Origin of the sequence: Deinococcus roseus (genome assembly GCF_014646895.1) — a bacterium.
Classification (GTDB): Bacteria; Deinococcota; Deinococci; order Deinococcales; family Deinococcaceae; genus Deinococcus_C; species Deinococcus_C roseus.
Map to the genome: position 1 here is coordinate 34,982 of NZ_BMOD01000028.1, position 18,760 is coordinate 53,741.

The following is an 18,760-nucleotide window of genomic DNA, read 5'->3' on the forward strand; positions in this document are numbered from 1 at the left end:
AAAGCCATAAAATGAAAAGGCCCAGCGGGCCTGCCCGCATCTCCCTGCCTTTTCCCACGCTGTCCTGACATTCGGCCCCATTCCCAAGGAGGAAGGTTATGAAGAAAGCTGTTGCACTCGCCCTCACCGTTGCCCTGGTCAGCTCTGCCCAGGCTGCAGACAAACTCAAGGTTGGCTGGCTGTACATCGGTCCTGCTGGAGACTACGGTTGGACCTACGCCCACGACCAGGCCCGCAAGCAGGTGGAAAAAACCCTGGGCGTGGAAAACCTGATTGTGGAATCCGTCCCGGAAGCCCAGGCTGTTCCCTACATCGATCAACTGGTCAAGCAGGGTGCCAAAGTCATCTTCGCCACCAGCTTCGGGTATGGCCCCTCGGTCAAAGAAGCTGCCAAGAAGTACCCCGATGTGATCTTTGGCTGGGCCACTGGTGTGGAGCGCGGACCCAACATCGCCAACTACATGGCAGACTTCTACCAGATTTATTACCTCAACGGCCTGATGGCAGGAGCGTTGACCAAGACCAACAAAGTCGGGTATGTGGCTGCTGTGCCCATCCCCGAAGTGAAGCGCCACATCAACGCTTTCGCCATGGGTGTGGCCGCCGTGAACCCCAAAGCCACCGTGAACGTCACCTGGCTGAAAGGCTTTTATGACCCCAACGGAGCCAAAGAAGCCACCGAAAGCCTGATTGCCCAGAAAGTGGATGTGTTTGCCTTCACCGAGGACACCCCCACCGTGGCCCAGGTGGCAGACAAGAAAGGCCTGGTCAGCTTCGGGCACTACAGCCCCATGCTGAAATACGCCCCCAAAACCATGGCCAGCGGTCAACTGGTGGACTGGAGCATCGTTTACACCGACTTCCTGAAGAAAGTGCAAAACGGCACCTACACCAGCAAGAACCTGCAGAACGTGGATTACTGGCAGCTGCTGGCAGACAAGGCCGTGATGATGGGTGCAGATGAGAAAACCCCCATCAACCCTGTGTTCAAGGCCAAACTGCAGGCCGTGAAGGTCAAAACCGCTGACCTGGGCACCCTCAGTGTCTACGACCTGGTGATGAAGCGTCTGGCCCAGATGAGCAAGAAAAACCCCAGCTTTGATCCCTTCAAAGGACCCATTGTGGACCGCAAAGGCAACACCGTGATTGCCAAGGGCAAAGTCGCCACGGTGGCCGAACTCACCAGCATCGAGTGGGCAGCCAAAAACGTGGTGGGCAACTGGCCCAACGAACCCAAGTAACCCCCTGCTTCTCTCTGGCGCTTGAAGCTGTCCCCCTGAAAAGGGGGACTTTTTGTTGTCCACCCTTCCAGGGAGTTTTCCCCTGTGGAGAAAGCTTTTTGCCCTCGGCCCTCGGCCCTGCGCTCTCTGCTTTCTGCCTTCTGCCTTCTTCTTGACCCTACTACGTGCCTCCAGGACGGCCTGGTCGGCACTGGGTCGCTGCCTTCAGCTTTCTGCATCTCCAGCGGTATACTGCATACCAACATGCAGAGCCTCAAAGACCGCATCCGTGCAGAAGGCCAGAACCTGGGAAGCGGCATCCTCAAAGTGGATGCTTTCATCAACCACCAGCTGGACCCCCAGCTCACCCGTGAAATGGGCGAGCAGTTTGCTGAACACTTCCGGGAGCATGGGGCCACCCGCATCCTGACCGCCGAGGTGAGCGGCATTGCCCCTGCTTATGCCACGGGCGTGGTGATGAATTTGCCGGTGGTGTACGCCCGCAAGAAGAAACCCGTCACCATGAACGGCACCACCTATCAGGCCAGTGCTGTGAGCCGCACCAAGGGAGACGTGGTGACCCTCAGCGTCAGTTCGGATTACATCGCTGCTGGAGACAGGGTGCTGATCATCGATGACTTTCTGGCCAGGGGTATCACCATCAAGGCCCTGGTGGACATTGTTTCCCAGGCTGGAGCAGAACTGGTCGGGATCGGCACCATCATCGAGAAAAGCTTTGAGGGAGGCCGCGCTTTGCTGGAGGGTCTGAACATTCCGATTCACAGCCTGGCCATCATTGACAGCCTGGACGAAGGCAACATCCAGATCAGGTAACCCCTCTTTGCAGGGCTCACCGAAAAAAGAGGCTGCTCCCAGTACACTGGACCCATGACCATTCTGGTGACGGGGGGAACGGGTTTTGTGGGGGGCGCTCTGGTGCGCCACCTGTTGAAAGACCATGCAGGCATCCGGGTGCTGGCCCGCACCCCCGCGAAGGCCCGCGATTTGCAGGCCCTGGGGGTGGAGGTGGTCAAAGGGGACGTGCTGGACCCCAACAGCCTGAAAGCTGCCCTGAATGGGGTGGACACCCTGTTTCATGTGGCTGCGGTGTATGACTTCTGGATGCCCAGAAAGTCTGACATTGTGACCATTGCCGTGCAGGGCACCCAGAATGTCTTGCAGGCTGCTCTGGAATCCGGAGTCAAAAAGGTGGTTTTCACCAGCAGTTACAACACCATCGGGGAAAAACCGGGCACGGTGGGAACCGAAGAAACGGTGCATCGCGGGCCTTATTATGCGGTTTACGAGCAGGCCAAAGTGGAATCGGAACGGGTGGCGCTGGAATACGTGCAAAAGGGCCTTCCCGTGGTGATTGTGAATCCAGGGAGCGTTTACGGCCCCGGAGACTTCAAGCCCACGGGAATGGTGTTTTTGCAGGCCATGCAGGGAAAACTTCCTGGTGTGGTGGATGGGTTCTACAATTACGTCTACATTGACGATGTGGCCAGAGGGCACATCCTGGCTGCAGAAAAAGGCAAGATGGGAGAGCGTTACCTGCTGGCCGGACCTGCGATCACCGTGTGGGAATTCATCCGGCAGGGGAGGGCGCTGCTGGGACTGGGACCTGTACTGAAATTTCCTTACTGGATGGTGATGGTTGTGGCCTGCGTCATGGAAGGTTTCTCCATGCTCACCCGCAAACCGCCCATGATTCCCATCGATCTGGTGCGGGTCAGCAGGTACGGCATCCATGTGGACGGCTCAAAAGCTGTGCAGGAACTGGGTCTGCAATACACCCCTTTAGAGGTGGGTTTGCCCAGAACCCTGGAGTGGTACCACCGCCAGGGCATCATCAAGCGGCCTCCAATCAAAAGGGTGGACCTTTGAAACCTGACCTGCAGGGTCCCAAAATGTCCATCGGCAAGTTCTCGCAGCTGACCCGACTTTCGGTGCGTTCTCTCAGGTTTTACGATCAGGTGGGTCTGTTCAGGCCACTGTACACCGATCCGGACACCGGATACCGCTACTACCAGTCCGAACAATTCGAGATTGCAGAACGCATCCGCATGTTTCGCAGCCTGGAACTGCCTCTGGAAGACATCCGGCAGATTTTGCGGGAAGACCGGCCAGAAGTGACCCGCAGCATTCTGGAACGGCACCGCAAACACATTGCCAGCCAGGTGCAGAGCTACCAGCGCATCTTGCAGCAACTGGATCAGGTCTCTGCAGAACAGCGAAACTACCTGGTGGAGGAGGTGCATCTTTCAGACCGAACCCTGGTGGCTTACTCCACCATTTCTGGCCTCAGGGACATTGAGCGTTACCGTCTGGAAGCGGTGGAAAAACTCTCTGCCCTGTCCAACCAGACCGACCGGGAAGACCGGGTGCTGTACGCCATCCAGACCAATGCCCTGGACCCGGAACGCATGAAAGGACTGCTGGAGCACCAGAGGGTCCTGAACCCCAGAGCATTTGAAGTCACTTTCGGGATGGTTGTGCCAGAGCTTCAAAAAGCCCTCAGGTTGCCAATGCACCCTGCTGTTTTGCCTGGAGGCCCTTACCTGAAAGCCACCCATTACGGACCCTATGAACCCCTGCATCTGGCCCATCAGGCGATGGTGAAATTTGCCCAGCAGCACAGTTGCGCTCTGGGAGACCTCTGCTTTGAATGTTTTGAGGTGGGACCCTGGGACCAGCCTGCTTCAGACATGTGGATCACCCATGTTTTTTACCAGCTGCAGACCAACCCTGCAGTGGTGTCAGACTGAACCGGGACTTGAAGTCTCACGTGCGAGAGGGTTTAGCCTGAAGGCATGAACAAAGAGCAATTTCAGGCTTTCAAAGAAGCGCTGGCCCACAAAACCCAGCAGAATCCCGAACTGGTTGGACTGGTGTTTCTGGGCTCCAGCGCGGATGCCAGCAGGCAGGACCAGTGGAGCGACCATGACTTCTTCCTGATTTCTCAGGAAGGTTTGCAGGACAGATACCGCAAGGACCTGAGCTGGCTTCCAGATGACTTTGCCATCAGCCTGGGATTCCAGGACACCGACCACGGCGTGCAGGTGATCAGTGAAACCGGGCACCTGCTGGAATTTGCCGTGTTCAGCGAAGACGAACTGGCCAGACTGGGCCGGGTGAACGCCCACGACCTGATGGTGGACAAGAGCAACCTTGCAGAGATCATCCGGCATGCCGCCAGAGAAACCCCTCCCCAGCAGAAAGATTTGCAGCACCATGCCGGAAAAGTGCTGACCTGTGCCATCATCTCGATGGGCCGCTATGTGCGTGGTGAGCGAGCCAGTGGCAGAGAGGTGTTTCTGAATGGGGTTCTGCGCAGTTTCATTTACCTGTACAAGCACCTCCCCATTGTGGAAGGTGGTCCCAGACACCCCCGCATGGACAACCTGGATGTGTTCAGACGCATCGAGATCAGCCACCCGGACCTGGGAAAACTGCTGGATGAACTGGAAAGCCTGCCTGTTCCACAAGCCCTGCAACGCGTGTTGACCGTGCAACGGGAAAAGTGCGCCCACCTGGAGTGGTACCCCACGGCAGCCCATCTGGCCGTGCAGAAGAGGCTGGAAGGGGCATTGAAGGTTTACATCTGAGAGATGTCGAGAGCCCAGCGCTGAGGGCAAAAAGACAATTGCGGGTCAGGAGCAAGCAGAAGGCAGCGACCCAGTGCCGACCAGGCCGTCCTGGAGGCACGTAGTAGGGTCAAGAAGAAGGGAGAAGGCAACAACAGCTTCTGCTTTCTGCTTCGGCTGGTGTGATGGCTGCAGGTTGTTTCAGCCCTCGGCGCTGGGCTCTCGGCATCTTTGCCTTCTGCTTTCTGCCCTTGGCCCTCCCCAGACTTGCATTCAATATAGAAAAGCGATATCGTATTTCTATATCAAAATTCAACCCCTGAGGAGTCTTATGAAAAAGTGGCTGACCCTTGTCCTGGCCCTATGCTGCACTGCTTCTGCCCTGGAATCTCACATGGTGGACACCGATGAAGGCAGCAAGATTCACCTGAACTATTACGCCCCGGAAGGCACCCCAAAAGCCGCCATTGTGCTGCTGCACAGCCTGAGGAGCAACACCTGTGATTACGGCACTTTCCCGGAGACCCTGGCTGCAGAAGGGTACGCGGCCATTGCTGTGGACCTGCGCATCGGGGCCAGCACGGGTGAACTGTGCCAGAACCTCACCAGAGCCAGCACCACAGACATTTTTGATGCCTTCATTGATCTGGAAGTGGCCATTCAATGGATCCAGCAGAAAACGGGCCTCAAACAGGTGATTCTTTCCGGGAGCAGCACCTCTGCAACAATGGTGCTGGATTATGCAGGACAGCATCCAGAACTGGTAAAGGGGGTTCTGGCTTATTCCCCTGCCAGCCCGGATCTGGACCTCACTTTAGAAGCCATCAAGTACGCTCCCAAGATTGCTGCGCCCGTGCTGATGGTCAGCATCGAAGAGGAAAAAGGCTTTCCAGGGCAGATGCTGCCCCTGATTGGCAGCACCTGGAAAAACCTGTACATCCCCAAAGTGGGCATTCATGGAGCGGTGGGCCTGGTCACGCCAGGCATGGCTGAGGACTACCAGAAGACCACCCTGGATTTTCTGAAAGGCCTGTAAACCCCTCAAACAGATCAAACAGAAAAACCAGGACCAGTGTGGTCCTGGTTGGAAGTTTGAGGAGGGTTATTTGGCCTGCAGAATCACGCCACGGTTGCGGGTGAACTGCTGGTAGGCCTCGGTTTCGGCCAGCACGTCCTCGGTCTGCACATCAATCAGGAGGGCACCGTTCTGGCGAAGTTGCTCGTACTGGTGGGCCAGGGAGCGTTTGGTTCCGGCTTCCAGCACACTGCCAATCACTGCACCGTTGATCATGCCCAGAATGGTGCTGATCATCAGCAAAGGCCCCAGGTTGCCGCCCACACTGAAAAAGGCCAGGAAGCCCACCAGCACCCCAATGGCAGTTCCAATCAGGACACCATAGAGGATGCCATAACCCACATCTTGCTGGTGGAGTTTCGGATCGTTGATGCTGAGTTTCTGGATGTTGATTTTGAGGTGGGGATTTCCACCAAGGGTTTCAAGTACATTACGGGCTTGCTGCTGGTCTGTGAATGCTGCGCTGATGCGTCTCATGCGGCCTCCGGGCTGTCCTTTAACAAAGTAGGGTTTCTGGCTGAAGTTCAGTTGAAGAAATGCTTGAAGCTTTCTTCATCTCTGTTTTTTAGATCCAGAAAACCCGCCAAAGTTCCGAAGCACTACAGTTTCTAAAGCAAGGGTAAAGAAACCATGAGAAAGGGCATGAAAAAGAGCATGAAAAAGAGCAGAGGGGTTTCCTCTGCTCTCTGGTGTGAACATTGTGGAGCTTACTTGATGGACCCCATCGCCAGACCCCGGATGATCTGCCGTTGCAGGAACACGAACATCAGGACCATCGGCAGGGTGGCCAGCACAGCAGCAGCCATCACCTGTTCCCACTCCACGGTATAGCGCCCACCCACCAGACTGAACACCCGCATGGTGATGGTGGCATGCTCGGGGGTGCGCAGCACCAGGAAGGCCAGCACGAACTCGTTCCAGCAGTAAATGAAGCTGAAGAGGGCTGCAATGGCAGAGGCGGGCAGGGCCAGGGGCAAGAAGATGTGGATGAAACTCTGAAATCTGGAGCAGCCATCAATCCAGGCGGCTTCTTCCAGTTCACCGGGGATGGTGTTGAAGTAGCTTTGCAACATCCAGGTGCAGAATGCGATGTTGAAGGTGGCATAAATCAGGATCAGGGGCGTGAAGCTGTCGATCAGTTTCAGGGTGGCCACCACCTTGAAAATTCCCACCGTGATGATGATGGGACTGACCATCTGGGTGACCAGCAGGAACTGGCGGTAAAACCCCGTGAAACGCCGGGAGTGGTTGAAGCGGCTCAGGCTGTAAGCGGCAGGAAAGCTCACCAGCAAGGCCAGGAAGGTGGCGGCCACCGTCACCCAGATGCTGTTGAGCATGTTCTGCCCGAAGCCCAGTTGCCAGACTTTGGCAAAGTTGCCCCATTCCAGATGGCTGCCAAACCAGGTGGGTGGGTTGCTGTACACCTCTGCGGCGGGCTTGAGGGCAGTGGTGATCATCACGGCGTAAGGAAAGAGGGTCAGGATCACGATGGGGCTGAGGACCAGCCAGTAGATCACACTTTTGAAGGCTTTGGACTGCATCAGGCTCTCCTGGCGTCTGGAGGTGTTGGGAACACTGCGAACTTGTTTAAGCACGGACCTCATCCCCTTCTTTTGCAACACGGGCGTACACCAGACTGAAAATCAAAAGCATGATCAGCATGATGATGCCCAGTGCTGCACCTTTCCCTGGATCCCCGAAGAATTTGGCACTGGTGGCCTTGTACAGGTACGTGACCAGCACGTCGGTGGAGTTCACCGGGCCGCCCTCGGTGAGGACCCACAGGATGGGGAAGCTGTTGAAGACGTAAATCACATTCAGCACCACAGCAATGCTGATGAAGGGTTTCATCATGGGCAGGGTGATGTGACGGAACATCAGCAGTCCGGTGGCTCCGTCCACACGGGCCGCCTCGTACACGTCTTTCTGCAGGGAACTCAGGCCCCCCAGCAGCACAGTGACACAGAAAGGAATGGACACCAGCACCCCGATCAGGATGGACATGGGGAAACTGGTGCTGGCCTCTGCCAGCCATTGAATCCGGTCGTGGGTGATGCCCAGAGACTGCAGGGTGAGGTTTAAAAGTCCACTTTCACCGTTTAAAGCCCAGCGCCACACCACCGCCATGATGGTGAGGGACACCGCCCAGGGCAGCAGGATGATGGTGCGGGCCAGGGCCTGACCGTAAAATTCCTCGTTCAAAATCAGGGCGATGGGGAAAGACAGAAAGACGGTTCCCCCGACCACGCCCAGCGTCCACCACAGGGTGCGCACCAGGGCAGCCCGGAAGAATTCATCCTGAAAAAGGTTGAGGTAGTTCTGAAAGAGGACAAAATCCCCGACGTTGAAAAACTTGTTGACGCTGTGCGTGCTGGTGTTGAGGAGTTCCAGCACCGGGTACCCCAGCACGATCAGGGCCATCAGCAAACTCGGGAAGAGCAGGGCCGTGGCGGAAAATTTTTCTTGTTTCATGGTGGTGCTCCTGAAAAGAACCCAGGGCAGAAAGGGAACGCAATGCAGGTTCTGCCCTGGGATGCGCCAGTCCGGAAAGGGGAGGAGTTCCCGACCCTGGCAAGAGAAAGTGAAGAGGTGCAGCAGAGTTAAAGCGGAGAGAGCAGAGCAGCAGGAAGGAATCAGAAGAGAAGGGGCCTGCCGCTCCATTGCCTGAGGGTGCAGCCCTGCACCCTGAAAGCCTTACTTGATGACCTGATTGGCCTCGTCTGCAGCAGCGTTCAGTGCGGATTTCACGTCTTTCTGACCGAGGTAGATGCTCTGCAGGGCGCGGCTGGTGGCATCGGCGACTTTTTCCCAGTCGGCGATGTTGGGGGCGAACTTGGCCACGGGCAGCATGTTGGTGAAGATTTTCAACTGGGCGTTGCCGGTGAAGTAGGGATCGCTGGCTTCACCCTTGGCGATGGGGAGGAAACCCTCAGCCTTGGTGAAATCGATGTGCTGCTTGGCGTCCAGCACGTAGGCCATGAAGTCGAAGGCTTCTTTCTTGACGTTGGAGCTCTTGAACAGTGCGATGGAGTCGGTCACGCCGTAGGTGGCCTGTTTGGTGCCTTTGGGAATGGCGGTGATGCCGTAGTTCACTTTGGGGGCATCTTTGGCCAGCTGACCGATCAGGAAGGGTGCGGTGATCACGAAGCCCAGACGGCCCTGCTTGAAGAGGTCCTGCACGTTTTCGCGGCTGTAGCCAGTCACGCCAGGCTGGGTGTATTTGTTGGAGATCAGGCTCTTGTAGAGGGTGGCTGCTTTCACAGCAGCAGCGGAGTTCACGCCACTCTTTCCACCTGCAACGATGTCTCCGCCGTAGGACCACAGCGCGTAGTACCAGTAAGCGTCGGTTTCCACTTCTTTGCCCTGCAGACCAAAGCAATAGGTGTCTTTGATGTTGGCTGCAACGATTTTCTTACAGACGCTCTGCAGCTCGGTCCAGCTCTTGGGAGGGTTCTTCACGCCAGCTTTGGCCAGCACGTCTTTGTTGTAGTACATGGCGCGTGCAGAAGCAGCCACAGGCAGACCATAAATCTTGCCCTGCAGTTTTCCTGGCTCCAGGAAGGCATCGATGAATCCGCCTTTGACGGTGGCGTTCATGTAGCCATCCAGGGGTTCCACGATGTCGTTTTTCACGAAGTCGGTCAGCCAGCGGGTGCCGATGATGGAAAGGTCAGGTGCAGTGCCCCCTGCAATGTCGGTGGTGAGTTTGTCGTACAGGTTGTCCCAGTTGACGATTTCCAGCTTGATGTCCACACCGGGGTGGGCTTTTTCGTAGCCTGCTTCCATTTTCTTGAAGAAGGGTTCGGTGGCAGCGCTGTAGTAGGGGATCACCACTTTCACGTCGGTGGCGAGGGCGGCGGTTCCGAGCAAGGCGGTGCTGAGTGCGATGAGCTTGACTGCAGATGCTTTCATGACTTCTCTCCTTATGAAACATGGGGATGGGTGAGGGTGGTCTGATTGCTCAAAATGATCAGCACATGCCAGAGATACTCAGGAAATTCCGGGAAACTCTGCACGGTTTGATCAATTTGCTTGATCAGAATGATTGGTTATTGAGCCAATATTAATCACATTTTGATCAATCTGCAAGATCCTGAGACCACTCTGTGCATTTTTTGCATGCAGAGGGGTTTTTCAGGGCATACCACTTTTTGGAAACGCTTCTGTCCAAAACAGGGATTTTGAGGCTCTGCCACAGTTTCAGAAGCCTTTCTGATACAGGTGGTCTGGTGGTCAAAAGGGGGATAATTGTTTTGAAAGCCCCTTTCAAGCTTTGACTGAATTGCCTGAATTTGATCATAAAAGGTTGGAACCTGTAAAATACCAGTTCAATACCAGTCGGAGTGCAATGTTCAGATGGGGTGGGGTTTGATCAGGGGTGGTTTAAACGCCGAGGGCCGAGGGCCGAGGGCAAAAGAAGGCTTTTGCTTAAGTACTGCAAATTTGACATTTCGCTACAGCCTTTGCACTGTACGCTCTCGGCTCTCGGCTCTCGGCTCTCGGCTCTCGGCTCTCGGCTCTCGGCTCTCGGCTCTCGGCTCTCGGCTCTCGGCTCTCGGCCCTCGGCTCTCGGCGCTTTGCCCTTAACCAATTGTGACCCGCTTCTACCCAAGCCCGTCCATTTGTCATACAATGTTTTTTTGTGACGCAGGGTGTTGACATCAAAAAAGTCGGTTTTATCAGTCTGGGGTGCCCAAAGGCCCTGGTAGACAGTGAACGCATTCTCACGCAGCTTCGTGCAGAAGGCTACCACATTGCTCCCACCTACGAGGAGGCGGATACCGTCATCGTGAACACCTGCGGTTTCATCACCCCGGCGGTGGAAGAATCGCTCTCGGCGATTGGTGAGGCCTTAGACGCCACCGGAAAAGTGATCGTGACCGGATGCCTCGGAGAGCGCCCGGAAACCATCCGGGAACGCCACCCCAAGGTGCACTCCATCACCGGATCCCAGGACGTGGAAGGCGTGATGGACGCCATTCACGAACTGATCCCCCCGGACACCAACCCCTTCACCTCCCTGATCCCCGATACGGGTGTGAAGCTGACCCCCAAACACTACGCTTACCTGAAAATTGCCGAGGGCTGCAATCACAAGTGCGCCTTCTGCATCATCCCCAAATTGCGTGGCCTGCAAGTCTCCAGAGATGCCGGAGAAGTGCTTTACGAGGCTTTTCGTTTGATTGCTTCGGGCACCAAAGAAATCATGGTGATCTCTCAGGACACCAGCGCATATGGTGTGGACATCCGCCACCGCGAATCTGAATTCCAGGGCGGACAGGTCAAAGCCCACCTGATCGACCTCGCAACCAAACTCGGTGAAATGGGAGCCTGGGTGCGCATGCACTACGTTTACCCCTACCCCCACGTGGATGAAGTGGTCAAACTGATGGCTGCAGGCAAAATCCTGCCTTACCTGGATGTGCCCCTGCAGCATGCCAGCCCAAAAGTGCTCAAAGCCATGCGCCGCCCCGGTGCAGGCAAGCAACTCGAGACCATCAAACGCTGGCGCGGCATCTGCCCGGACCTCGCCATTCGCAGCACCTTCATTGTGGGTTTCCCTGGCGAAACCGAAGAGGATTTTCAGTTGCTGCTCGAATTTCTGCGTGAAGCAAGGCTTGACCGTGTGGGCTGCTTCACCTACTCCGATGTGGAAGAGGCAGATGCCACCCGCTTTGAAGACCAGGTCCCCGAAGACATCAAGCAGGACCGTCTGGAGCGCTTCATGGCTGTGCAGCAGGAAATCTCTCTGGAGCGCATGCAGGAAAAGATTGGCCGCGTGATCGAAGTGATCATTGATGATTACAACGAAGAGCCCGGACAGCTGATTGGCCGCAGCAAATGGGATGCCCCCGGCATCGACGGCAGCGTGATGTGCGTTCACGGCAACCTCGCAGAATCCGAAGCCTCCCGTGCCATCCCCGAGGGCAGCATCAAAATCGGGGACATTGTGCGCGTTCTGGTGGAAGACGCCGATGAGTACGACCTGTACGGCGAAGTCATCGAAGTCCTTCCCTGGAAGCCCAACGTGCCCCAGCTTGGACACTTCGGTAAACACTGAGCAGCAAGCATTGAATTTCTGAAATTCTGGCAGGGGCACTGAAAGGTGCTCCTGTTCTGCTTTTGGGGATCTTTTCCCACCTTTCTCCCGTATTTACCCCCATGAAACGCCTGATTTATCCTGCTTATGCCCTGTTGATTGCTGGAGTGTTTTTGCCTTATGTGGCCCTCAGCCCTGTGCCCTGGACCGGGCTCTCCGCAGAAGAGCACCAGAACCTTTTGACTTTTTTTCCCTGGATTCAATTGCATGTGCAAGTCTCAAAGATGTCCGTTGTGAATCCCAGTCTGGCCCTGATTTTTCTGGCCTGTGCCCTGCCTGCAGGTTTGAAACCTGGCACACACAGGCATCCCGTGGTCTGGAGGTTGTTTTCCCTTGCTGGATTCTGGGTTGTTCTCAATGCAGTGGGAGCATGGAACAGCATGCATGCTTTGCAAGTCCAGGTGACAGCCCAGGCTGCTTACATCAAGATGGGTGTTCCACAGGGTCCTTTGCTGACTTTTGGAGCGGGCTTTTATACCCATGTACTGGGCATGGCCCTGCTGATGATCGAGCTTTTCAGGTCCCAGAAAGTGCAGTCCAGACACCAGATGCAGACCGCTTGAATTCAGGGGTTTGCGTCACTCCTGAAACTCTATTTATGCTTTTGGAACCTTCATGAACCCTTTGATTTGTGTGATTTTATGCCCACCAAATTCAGCAAATCACCCAAACTAAAGGGGAGCAAAAGGGATTTTCAAAACACTGTGAAATTTTCGCGGTGTCCCTCTCATGGCACGGGCGGCGCGGCGCGGCATGATGAAGTCAGCAAAGAAGCAGGCTCGCTGTGAAAGCAGCCAAAGGAGGAATTATGTCTTCGTTCGCGATTTACATCATTGGATTTGCCATTGTGATTGCCGGTCTGGCCTGGGCTGCCGACAGTCTTGGACTCGCCCAGCAGTGGATCTGGATTGGCGTGATTGTGCTGGCCGGTATCGCTGTGATCTCCGCTGTGGGTTCCACCCGCCGCCGCGATCCCTCTCCTGGCGAAATGCAGATGAATGAAGGTGTGGACAACACCACCAACCGTCGCCCCTAAACCTGACCCCCTAAACCTGACAGAGAAACCTGACAGAGAAACCTGACAGAGAAACCTTACCCATACACCTGATTTCTGATTTTTGACCCTGAACCCGTTTTGAATTTCTGAAACATTCCCGATCATTCTTCCCTGATTCAGAACAGATGTTCATCCCATCAAACCTTCACCTTCCCGGACCTGCACAGGTCCGGTTTTTCTTGTTTTGACTTGCAAATTGACCAGAGTTGTCACTTGTTTGGTTCAGGGGATTCGCAGCCCTTGAAGTGGATTTATACTGAATGACGCTATGACACTGCCTGTTTTTGGACACACCAATCCTGATACCGATGCCATCACCTCTGCCCTTGTGTACGCCAGTCTGCTTTCCCGTCTGGGAACGGAAGCAAAAGCCTACCGTCTGGGCGACCTCAACAACGAAACCAGCTTTGTGCTGAAAAACGCTGGTGTGGAGGTTCCCGAACTGCTGGAATCCCTCCCAGAAGGCACCGAAGTGGCGCTGGTGGACCACAACGAATCTGGCCAGAGCCTTGCAGGACTGTCCAGCCTGAAAGTCACCCGTGTGGTGGACCACCACAAACTGGGAGACCTGACTTCCAAGGATCCCCTGTACCTGCGTTTTGAGCCTGTGGGTTGTACTGGAACCATCCTGGGCAAGCTCTACCGTGAAAGCAACCTCCCCATCGAGGGCTGGGAAGCCAGATTGATGCTGTCTGCCATCCTGAGCGACACCCTGCATTTCAGAAGCCCCACCACCACCGACACCGACCGTGAAATGGGCGTGTACCTGGCCCAGATTGCTGGCGTGTCTGACATCAAAGCTTACGCCCTGGAAATGTTCGCAGCCAAGAGCGACCTGGGAGACACCCCTGCAGACAAACTGCTCAAACTGGATTACAAGGTGTTCCCTTTTGGAGGCAAGAAGTATGGCCTGGGCGTGATGGAAACCACCAACCCCGGTTATGCCCTGGGCCGCAAAGCAGAAATCCTGGCCGCCATGCAGCAGGAAAAAGACGCCCAGAACCTGGAAGGGGTGTTCTTCTCTGTTGTGGACATCCTGGAAGAAACCAACCAGACTTTTGTGCTGGACGATGCCCACGCCGAAACCATCAAGGGCGTGTTTGGTGCAGACACCCAGGAAAACGTTGCAGACCTCGGGAACCGCATTTCCCGCAAGAAGCAGATTGTGCCTGCTTTTGAGAAGCACCTCGGCTGAATTTTCTGTGCTGGTTTGTGCCCCTCCTGAACATCAGGAGGGGTGTTTTTATGGGTTCTGAAGTTACTTCTGGTTGCCGCCGCCTTTGCGGATCACCGTGGTGCTCAGGTCGTTGCCCACCCGCTTGATGAACAGGGTGGTGCTGGCCCGGTCTCCTCTGGAGGTGAATTTGAGGGTTCCAGTCACCAGATCATCAAAGGTGGAGTTGCGAACAGCCTGCATGACCTGGGCACGGGTGGGGAACTTGCCATTGGTCCTGAAAGCGTTCTGGATGCCCTGCAACAGGACCTTGGTGGTGTCGTAGCCATAGATGGCCCAGCCCGTGGCGATGCTGCCATAAGCATCCTTGTAGGCCTTGTTGAAGGCATAAGAGTTGTTGAAGCTCTCAGAGGTGCCTGCCACCGAGGCGAAGTAAGTCCCAATGGCGTCGTCTCCAGCGGTTTCTGTGAAGGTGGGGCTGTCCAGGCTGTCGTTTCCGATGAAAGGCACGGAGATCTTCTGGGCTTTCAGGCTGCGCACCAGTTCGCCTGCAATACCAGGATCACCGCTGTAAAAAATCACATCAGGCTGATAGAACCCTGCTTTCAGGGCCACGCTGTTGACCCCCCGGTTGTCGGGCAGGCCTTCATAAGAGACAATGCGCACCCCGGAGGCTTCCAGCTGGGTTTTCAGGGATTCGGCGTAGGCTTCGCCTTTGCGGGTTTTGTCGTTGATGATCATGGCGCGTCTGGGAGAAAAGGTGTTGACCGCAAAACGGGTGATCACTTCGCTTTGCATTTCATCCCGGGCAATGATGCGGTTGACGTTGGGCAGTTTCTGTTCTGTGAAGGCATCTTCGGTGCTGGTGACGGTGAAGAGGGTCAGGTGCTCTTTGGCCAGTGTGGCTGCCAGTTTATCCAGCAACTGGGTGTCCACATTGACCACGGCCCCCAGGATGTCCTGGGCATTCAGCAGGTTTTCCAGTTTGCGCTGGTTGTTTTCGTCCGGGATGGTGAAACCTGTCAGTTCCACTTTGTGCTCTTTCCTGAAACTTTCTCTGTATTCGTCCAGGGCGATCAGTGCGCCAAGGCGGATCTGGTTGTGGATGGGGTTGTTCTGGTGGTCTCCCACCAGTGCAATTTTGAGGGGGGTGAGGGGCTGGGACAGGGCTGTGGTGGTCAGCATCATGCCCAGAATTGAAACTTTTTTCAGTTTCATGAAAGATTTCTCGATTGCCGTTCGGGCTGCTGGGTGGCAAAGGGAAGTCTGGTCTCTCATGCCACCACTGTGATGGAACACATAGACCTCTGTCCAGAGCAAATTTTTGTTTTGTCTTGCCGTTACTGGAGCAGTAGCGGGCAATTGTTACCCATGTGTTATGAATGCATAAATATAAATGCTTTTGCAGGCATCAACGGTCTTTCAGAAGCGCCAGTTCCACCTGTCCCAGTTGAATGATGTCTCCGGGCTCGATGGCCTGTGAGGACCCTTTCAGCACCGTCTGGCCATTCACTGAGGTAGCCCCAAAAGCCAGCAGGTAGAGCTGGCCATTTTTGACCTGCAATTCAGCATGGCGGTCCTGCACCCCCTGCTCTGCCAGCTTGACATCGCCCTGCCTGCCCAGCGTCACCGAGGTGAACGAAGCAGGCAAACGGTAAGCATGGTCGTTGCTGTGCAGCAAATACTGCTCTTCCAATTGGTCGGATTTGACCTTGCCGCCCTTCTCCTGAAAGACAAATTCATTCTGTCCGATGCGCAGACGGTCTCCAGATTGCAGGGCTTTTTTCTGGGTGGTCTGTCCATTGACCAGCACATCCTGGCCCTCCCAGAACCACAGTCCACCTTCTCTGGAAAGGGCCCCACTTTGCAAAGCCACGGTTTTGTCATGGTAGAGGGCGACATCGTTGGCATCTGAACGTCCCACGGTCACCCGGTTTTTGGTCAGGATGTACTGTTTGCCCTCGTAAGGTCCGGTGGTGGTTCCCAGCAACCAGGCGCTTTTCAACAGATCCTGGGTGATTTGCAGCATGAACCCAATGGCCGCTCCCAGCACAGTGAAGCCCACGCCACGGGACACGGTTCCAGTGTCCCCATCGCCCAGAGAGAACACCGTGAAACTGTCGAACAAAAGGCCTCCCAGAAAGCCACCTGCGGCCCCTCCCAGCAGACCCCTGAAGGCTTTCTTGACCGAGCGGTCATTGAAGCCCAGCAAGAGGCCCACCCCCGCACCCAGCAGGGTCCAGGCCAGTGCCCGCATGAAGCGGGTGGGAGGCTGACCGTTCTGCATCCAGCCGTAAAAGACCTGGGCAATGCCGCCTGCCCCTGCACCCACCAGCAAAGCAGGAAGCAGAATTCGGGTCAGGTCCCGGTTCCAGCGGCCCCGCAAACCGATCAGGTTCTCTGCTGCCACCAGGGCAGCCGCCAGCGGCACCGACAGCACTCCGGTCAGGGCTGCCGTGCCCAGCACCAGGGAAAAACCATTTCCCTGGTCTCCCAGGTTCACCACGGTGTTTTCGGCCAGCAGAAAGCCCAGGAAGCCACCCAGCGCTCCGGCCAGGGTTGCAGGCACCCAGGAAGGCAATTGTTTCATGATGGGTTCTCCATGCCTCTAAATACGGGGTTCTGACTGCTCATGTTCCACTGATCTTGCGGATCTCCTCATCTGTCAGAGGAACATCTTTGGGCTGCACGGTCTGGGTTCTCGATCCAATTCTCAGGGTCTTGGCTGTCCCCAGGCTGATGGTCTTGTTTTGAGCCACTTCCTGCAAGGCCCGGTCCAGTGCCTGCGTCATGGTGCGGTTGCCCAGACGCTCTGTGACCTCACGGGCAAGCTGCAGGGATTGAAGGGCCTGCTGGGGGTTGGAGGCAGCTTCCTGAATGGCCTGAGACACCATGCCTTCAATGTTGCGCTGCTGCACGAACTGCATCACCTGGGGTTTCAGGCGGCCCGCCACCTCCTCATTGGGGGTGAATTCTGCCACCACATCTATGGGGGGCACCTCCCCGGTGAAATTTGCTCCAGGCACCTGATAGGTGAACCCCAGTTGCGCCACCCGAATGCGGGCAGGTGGTCTGGCAGGCAAGGTGAACTCCAGCACAAAAGTGGCTCCTGATGGCCCAGAGAGGTTGCCCAGCAACATGGGACCTTGCTGCAATTGCACCTCGGTCTGGGTGGGATGCACCTTTGTGACCCGGTTTAAAACCACATCTTTCACGGTCTTCACGCTCAGGTTCACCTGGGTGACCACCTCACTGATGCTTTGCCTGAGGTCGCCCAGCAATGCTGCAGGCAAATCGCTGGCCTTGACTGCGGGAGGCTGTGGATTCTGGGTGTCTGGCACCACATCGATGGGTTTCCCCTGGGTCTGGTCGGTGATGAACAGCAAAAGCTCGGTGTTGACCTCATCCCCCACACCCACGGTGGTGACCGGAATCTGTTTTGCGGCCAGCAACCGGGTTTCACTGCGCACCAGTTTTTCATCGGAGGTCTGGCCATCGGTGAGCACCACCAGACGCAGGCTTCCGGGCTGGGTTTCCAGGGCTTCACGGGCCAGTTTCATGCCTGCTCCCATGTGGGTGCCTCCGGTGTGGCGGTCCAGGCGCTCCACCCCGGCCAGCAACCTCGCACGTTGCTGGCTGCTGGTCAGGGGCACCACCACAGACGCATCATCGTCAAATTGCACCAGGGACACCCTGTCACTGGCCGTCAAGAGCTGTGCACCCAGAATGCCCTGCAAAGATTCAATCACCAGGTCCATCTTGTTGCGGGCCTGTTTCTCTCCAGGGGCTGTCACTTTCTCCCTCATGCTCCCCGAGGTGTCCACCACGAAAACCACACTGAGCTGGGGCCGGGCTTGCCGGGCCTCGGCCTGGGGCTTCAAGGTCAGCAGCAAAAACAGCTTCTGGTGTTCGGTGTGGGCCAGCAGGTGGTCCCGGTGCAGTTGGTGGGTGATGTCAAGCATGGGTGCCTCTGGAGTTCATTGTAGGGGTTTGAGAGGCCGAGAGCCGAGAGCCGAGAGCCGAGAGCCGAGAGCTTATGGTGCAAAGGCTTTAGCAGAATGTCAAATCCACAAAGCTTTAGCACAAGCCCTCTTTTGCCCTCGGCAAAAAAATGCCCCCCAGTTGCCGCTGGGGGGAGTTGGGAGGAAAGGGAGGATCAGTAGGTCTGGGTTTCCAGTTTGCCGATGGAGACGTTGGCAGAGTTGGCGGTGATGGTCAGGGTCTTGACGCCTGCGCTCACTCCGGCGAAGTCGATGGGCACGGTCTGGCCAGCGTTCACGGAGAGGGGGATGCTGGTGCCGTTGAAGTTGACGGTGAAGCTGGTGCTGTTGAAGGTGCTGTTGCTGGTGACCAGGATGCGCACGTTGCTGGTGCTGGTGACGTTCAGGCTGAAGGTCTTGTTGGTGCCGTTGGCGATGGCCCCGACGTTGGTGCTGACCACTCCGGGAACGTTGGTGGCTCCGGTGCTGGTGGTGACGGTCAGGTCACTGGTGAAGGCGGACAGGTTGCCTGCGTTGTCCTTGGCCCGGACTTTGAAGGTGTAGGCG

Annotated in this window: 17 protein-coding genes and 1 pseudogene; 10 read left to right on the forward strand and 8 right to left on the reverse strand. The window is 56.2% G+C overall.

The genetic code is table 11. The features are described from left to right. Window positions 1-98 precede the first annotated feature (98 nt). The 6 genes from IEY52_RS22540 (at window position 99) to IEY52_RS22565 (ending at window position 5,843) form a co-directional block, all read left to right on the forward strand. Entirely contained in the window at window positions 99-1,241 is a 1,143-nt protein-coding gene (locus IEY52_RS22540) for a BMP family ABC transporter substrate-binding protein (RefSeq protein WP_189007388.1), read from the forward strand. Between the two features lie 243 nt (window positions 1,242-1,484). Continuing rightward, a complete protein-coding gene (xpt, locus tag IEY52_RS22545; RefSeq protein WP_189007391.1) occupies window positions 1,485-2,054 on the forward strand; it encodes a xanthine phosphoribosyltransferase in 570 nt (189 codons plus the stop codon). A 54-nt stretch (window positions 2,055-2,108) separates the two neighbouring features. Next, window positions 2,109-3,107, forward strand: coding sequence for an NAD-dependent epimerase/dehydratase family protein (locus IEY52_RS22550; protein ID WP_189007394.1), 999 nt, complete (start codon window positions 2,109-2,111; stop codon window positions 3,105-3,107). Next, window positions 3,104-3,988 carry a MerR family transcriptional regulator gene (locus tag IEY52_RS22555; RefSeq protein ID WP_189007397.1) on the forward strand — a complete coding sequence of 295 codons (885 nt, stop codon included), beginning with the start codon at window positions 3,104-3,106 and terminating at the stop codon, window positions 3,986-3,988. Before IEY52_RS22550 ends, IEY52_RS22555 begins: the two co-directional genes overlap by 4 nt. 45 nt (window positions 3,989-4,033) lie before the next feature. After that, the gene (locus tag IEY52_RS22560; protein WP_189007400.1) at window positions 4,034-4,828 is read left to right on the forward strand and encodes a hypothetical protein; all 795 of its coding nucleotides are present in this window, start codon (window positions 4,034-4,036) and stop codon (window positions 4,826-4,828) included. Between the two features lie 310 nt (window positions 4,829-5,138). Further along, complete coding sequence (locus IEY52_RS22565; RefSeq protein WP_189007403.1) at window positions 5,139-5,843, forward strand: alpha/beta hydrolase; 705 nt, start codon at window positions 5,139-5,141, stop codon at window positions 5,841-5,843. 66 nt (window positions 5,844-5,909) lie between these two features. Here the strand turns inward: IEY52_RS22565 and IEY52_RS22570 are convergent, their stop codons facing one another. From IEY52_RS22570 to IEY52_RS22585, 4 genes are all read right to left on the reverse strand, one after another. After that, window positions 5,910-6,359 carry a hypothetical protein gene (locus IEY52_RS22570; protein WP_189007406.1) on the reverse strand — a complete coding sequence of 150 codons (450 nt, stop codon included), beginning with the start codon at window positions 6,357-6,359 and terminating at the stop codon, window positions 5,910-5,912. A gap of 230 nt (window positions 6,360-6,589) precedes the next feature. Beyond that, complete coding sequence (locus IEY52_RS22575; protein WP_229684923.1) at window positions 6,590-7,477, reverse strand: carbohydrate ABC transporter permease; 888 nt, start codon at window positions 7,475-7,477, stop codon at window positions 6,590-6,592. Beyond that, window positions 7,470-8,354, reverse strand: a complete 885-nt coding sequence (locus IEY52_RS22580; protein WP_189007409.1) for a carbohydrate ABC transporter permease — start codon at window positions 8,352-8,354, stop codon at window positions 7,470-7,472. The genes IEY52_RS22575 and IEY52_RS22580 overlap by 8 nt, the downstream gene beginning before the upstream one ends. 222 nt (window positions 8,355-8,576) lie before the next feature. Next, the gene (locus tag IEY52_RS22585; RefSeq protein WP_189007412.1) at window positions 8,577-9,794 is read right to left on the reverse strand and encodes an ABC transporter substrate-binding protein; all 1,218 of its coding nucleotides are present in this window, start codon (window positions 9,792-9,794) and stop codon (window positions 8,577-8,579) included. A gap of 730 nt (window positions 9,795-10,524) precedes the next feature. Here IEY52_RS22585 and rimO point away from each other — a divergent pair. From rimO to IEY52_RS22605, 4 genes are all read left to right on the forward strand, one after another. Beyond that, window positions 10,525-11,943: a 30S ribosomal protein S12 methylthiotransferase RimO gene (gene rimO / locus IEY52_RS22590; RefSeq protein ID WP_229684924.1), complete on the forward strand. Its 1,419-nt coding sequence runs from the start codon at window positions 10,525-10,527 to the stop codon at window positions 11,941-11,943. 101 nt (window positions 11,944-12,044) lie between these two features. Then, window positions 12,045-12,545, forward strand: a complete 501-nt coding sequence (locus IEY52_RS22595; RefSeq protein ID WP_189007415.1) for a hypothetical protein — start codon at window positions 12,045-12,047, stop codon at window positions 12,543-12,545. 245 nt (window positions 12,546-12,790) lie between these two features. Next, window positions 12,791-13,018, forward strand: coding sequence for a hypothetical protein (locus IEY52_RS22600; protein ID WP_189007418.1), 228 nt, complete (start codon window positions 12,791-12,793; stop codon window positions 13,016-13,018). Window positions 13,019-13,307: 289 nt separating this feature from the next. After that, on the forward strand, window positions 13,308-14,234 hold the full coding sequence (locus IEY52_RS22605) for a manganese-dependent inorganic pyrophosphatase (RefSeq protein ID WP_189007420.1): 927 nt from the start codon (window positions 13,308-13,310) through the stop codon (window positions 14,232-14,234). Between the two features lie 63 nt (window positions 14,235-14,297). Here the strand turns inward: IEY52_RS22605 and IEY52_RS22610 are convergent, their stop codons facing one another. The 4 genes and pseudogenes from IEY52_RS22610 to IEY52_RS22625 all read right to left on the reverse strand — a co-directional run. After that, window positions 14,298-15,431 (reverse strand): branched-chain amino acid ABC transporter substrate-binding protein, encoded by a 1,134-nt coding sequence (locus IEY52_RS22610; RefSeq protein ID WP_189007423.1) that lies wholly within the window; start codon window positions 15,429-15,431, stop codon window positions 14,298-14,300. Between the two features lie 193 nt (window positions 15,432-15,624). Beyond that, complete coding sequence (locus tag IEY52_RS22615; RefSeq protein ID WP_189007425.1) at window positions 15,625-16,803, reverse strand: FHA domain-containing protein; 1,179 nt, start codon at window positions 16,801-16,803, stop codon at window positions 15,625-15,627. Between the two features lie 40 nt (window positions 16,804-16,843). Beyond that, on the reverse strand, window positions 16,844-18,175 hold the full coding sequence (locus IEY52_RS22620) for a vWA domain-containing protein (protein ID WP_189007428.1): 1,332 nt from the start codon (window positions 18,173-18,175) through the stop codon (window positions 16,844-16,846). Between the two features lie 194 nt (window positions 18,176-18,369). Next, window positions 18,370-18,760 (reverse strand): annotated as a pseudogene (locus IEY52_RS22625) (glycosyl hydrolase); the annotation flags it as partial.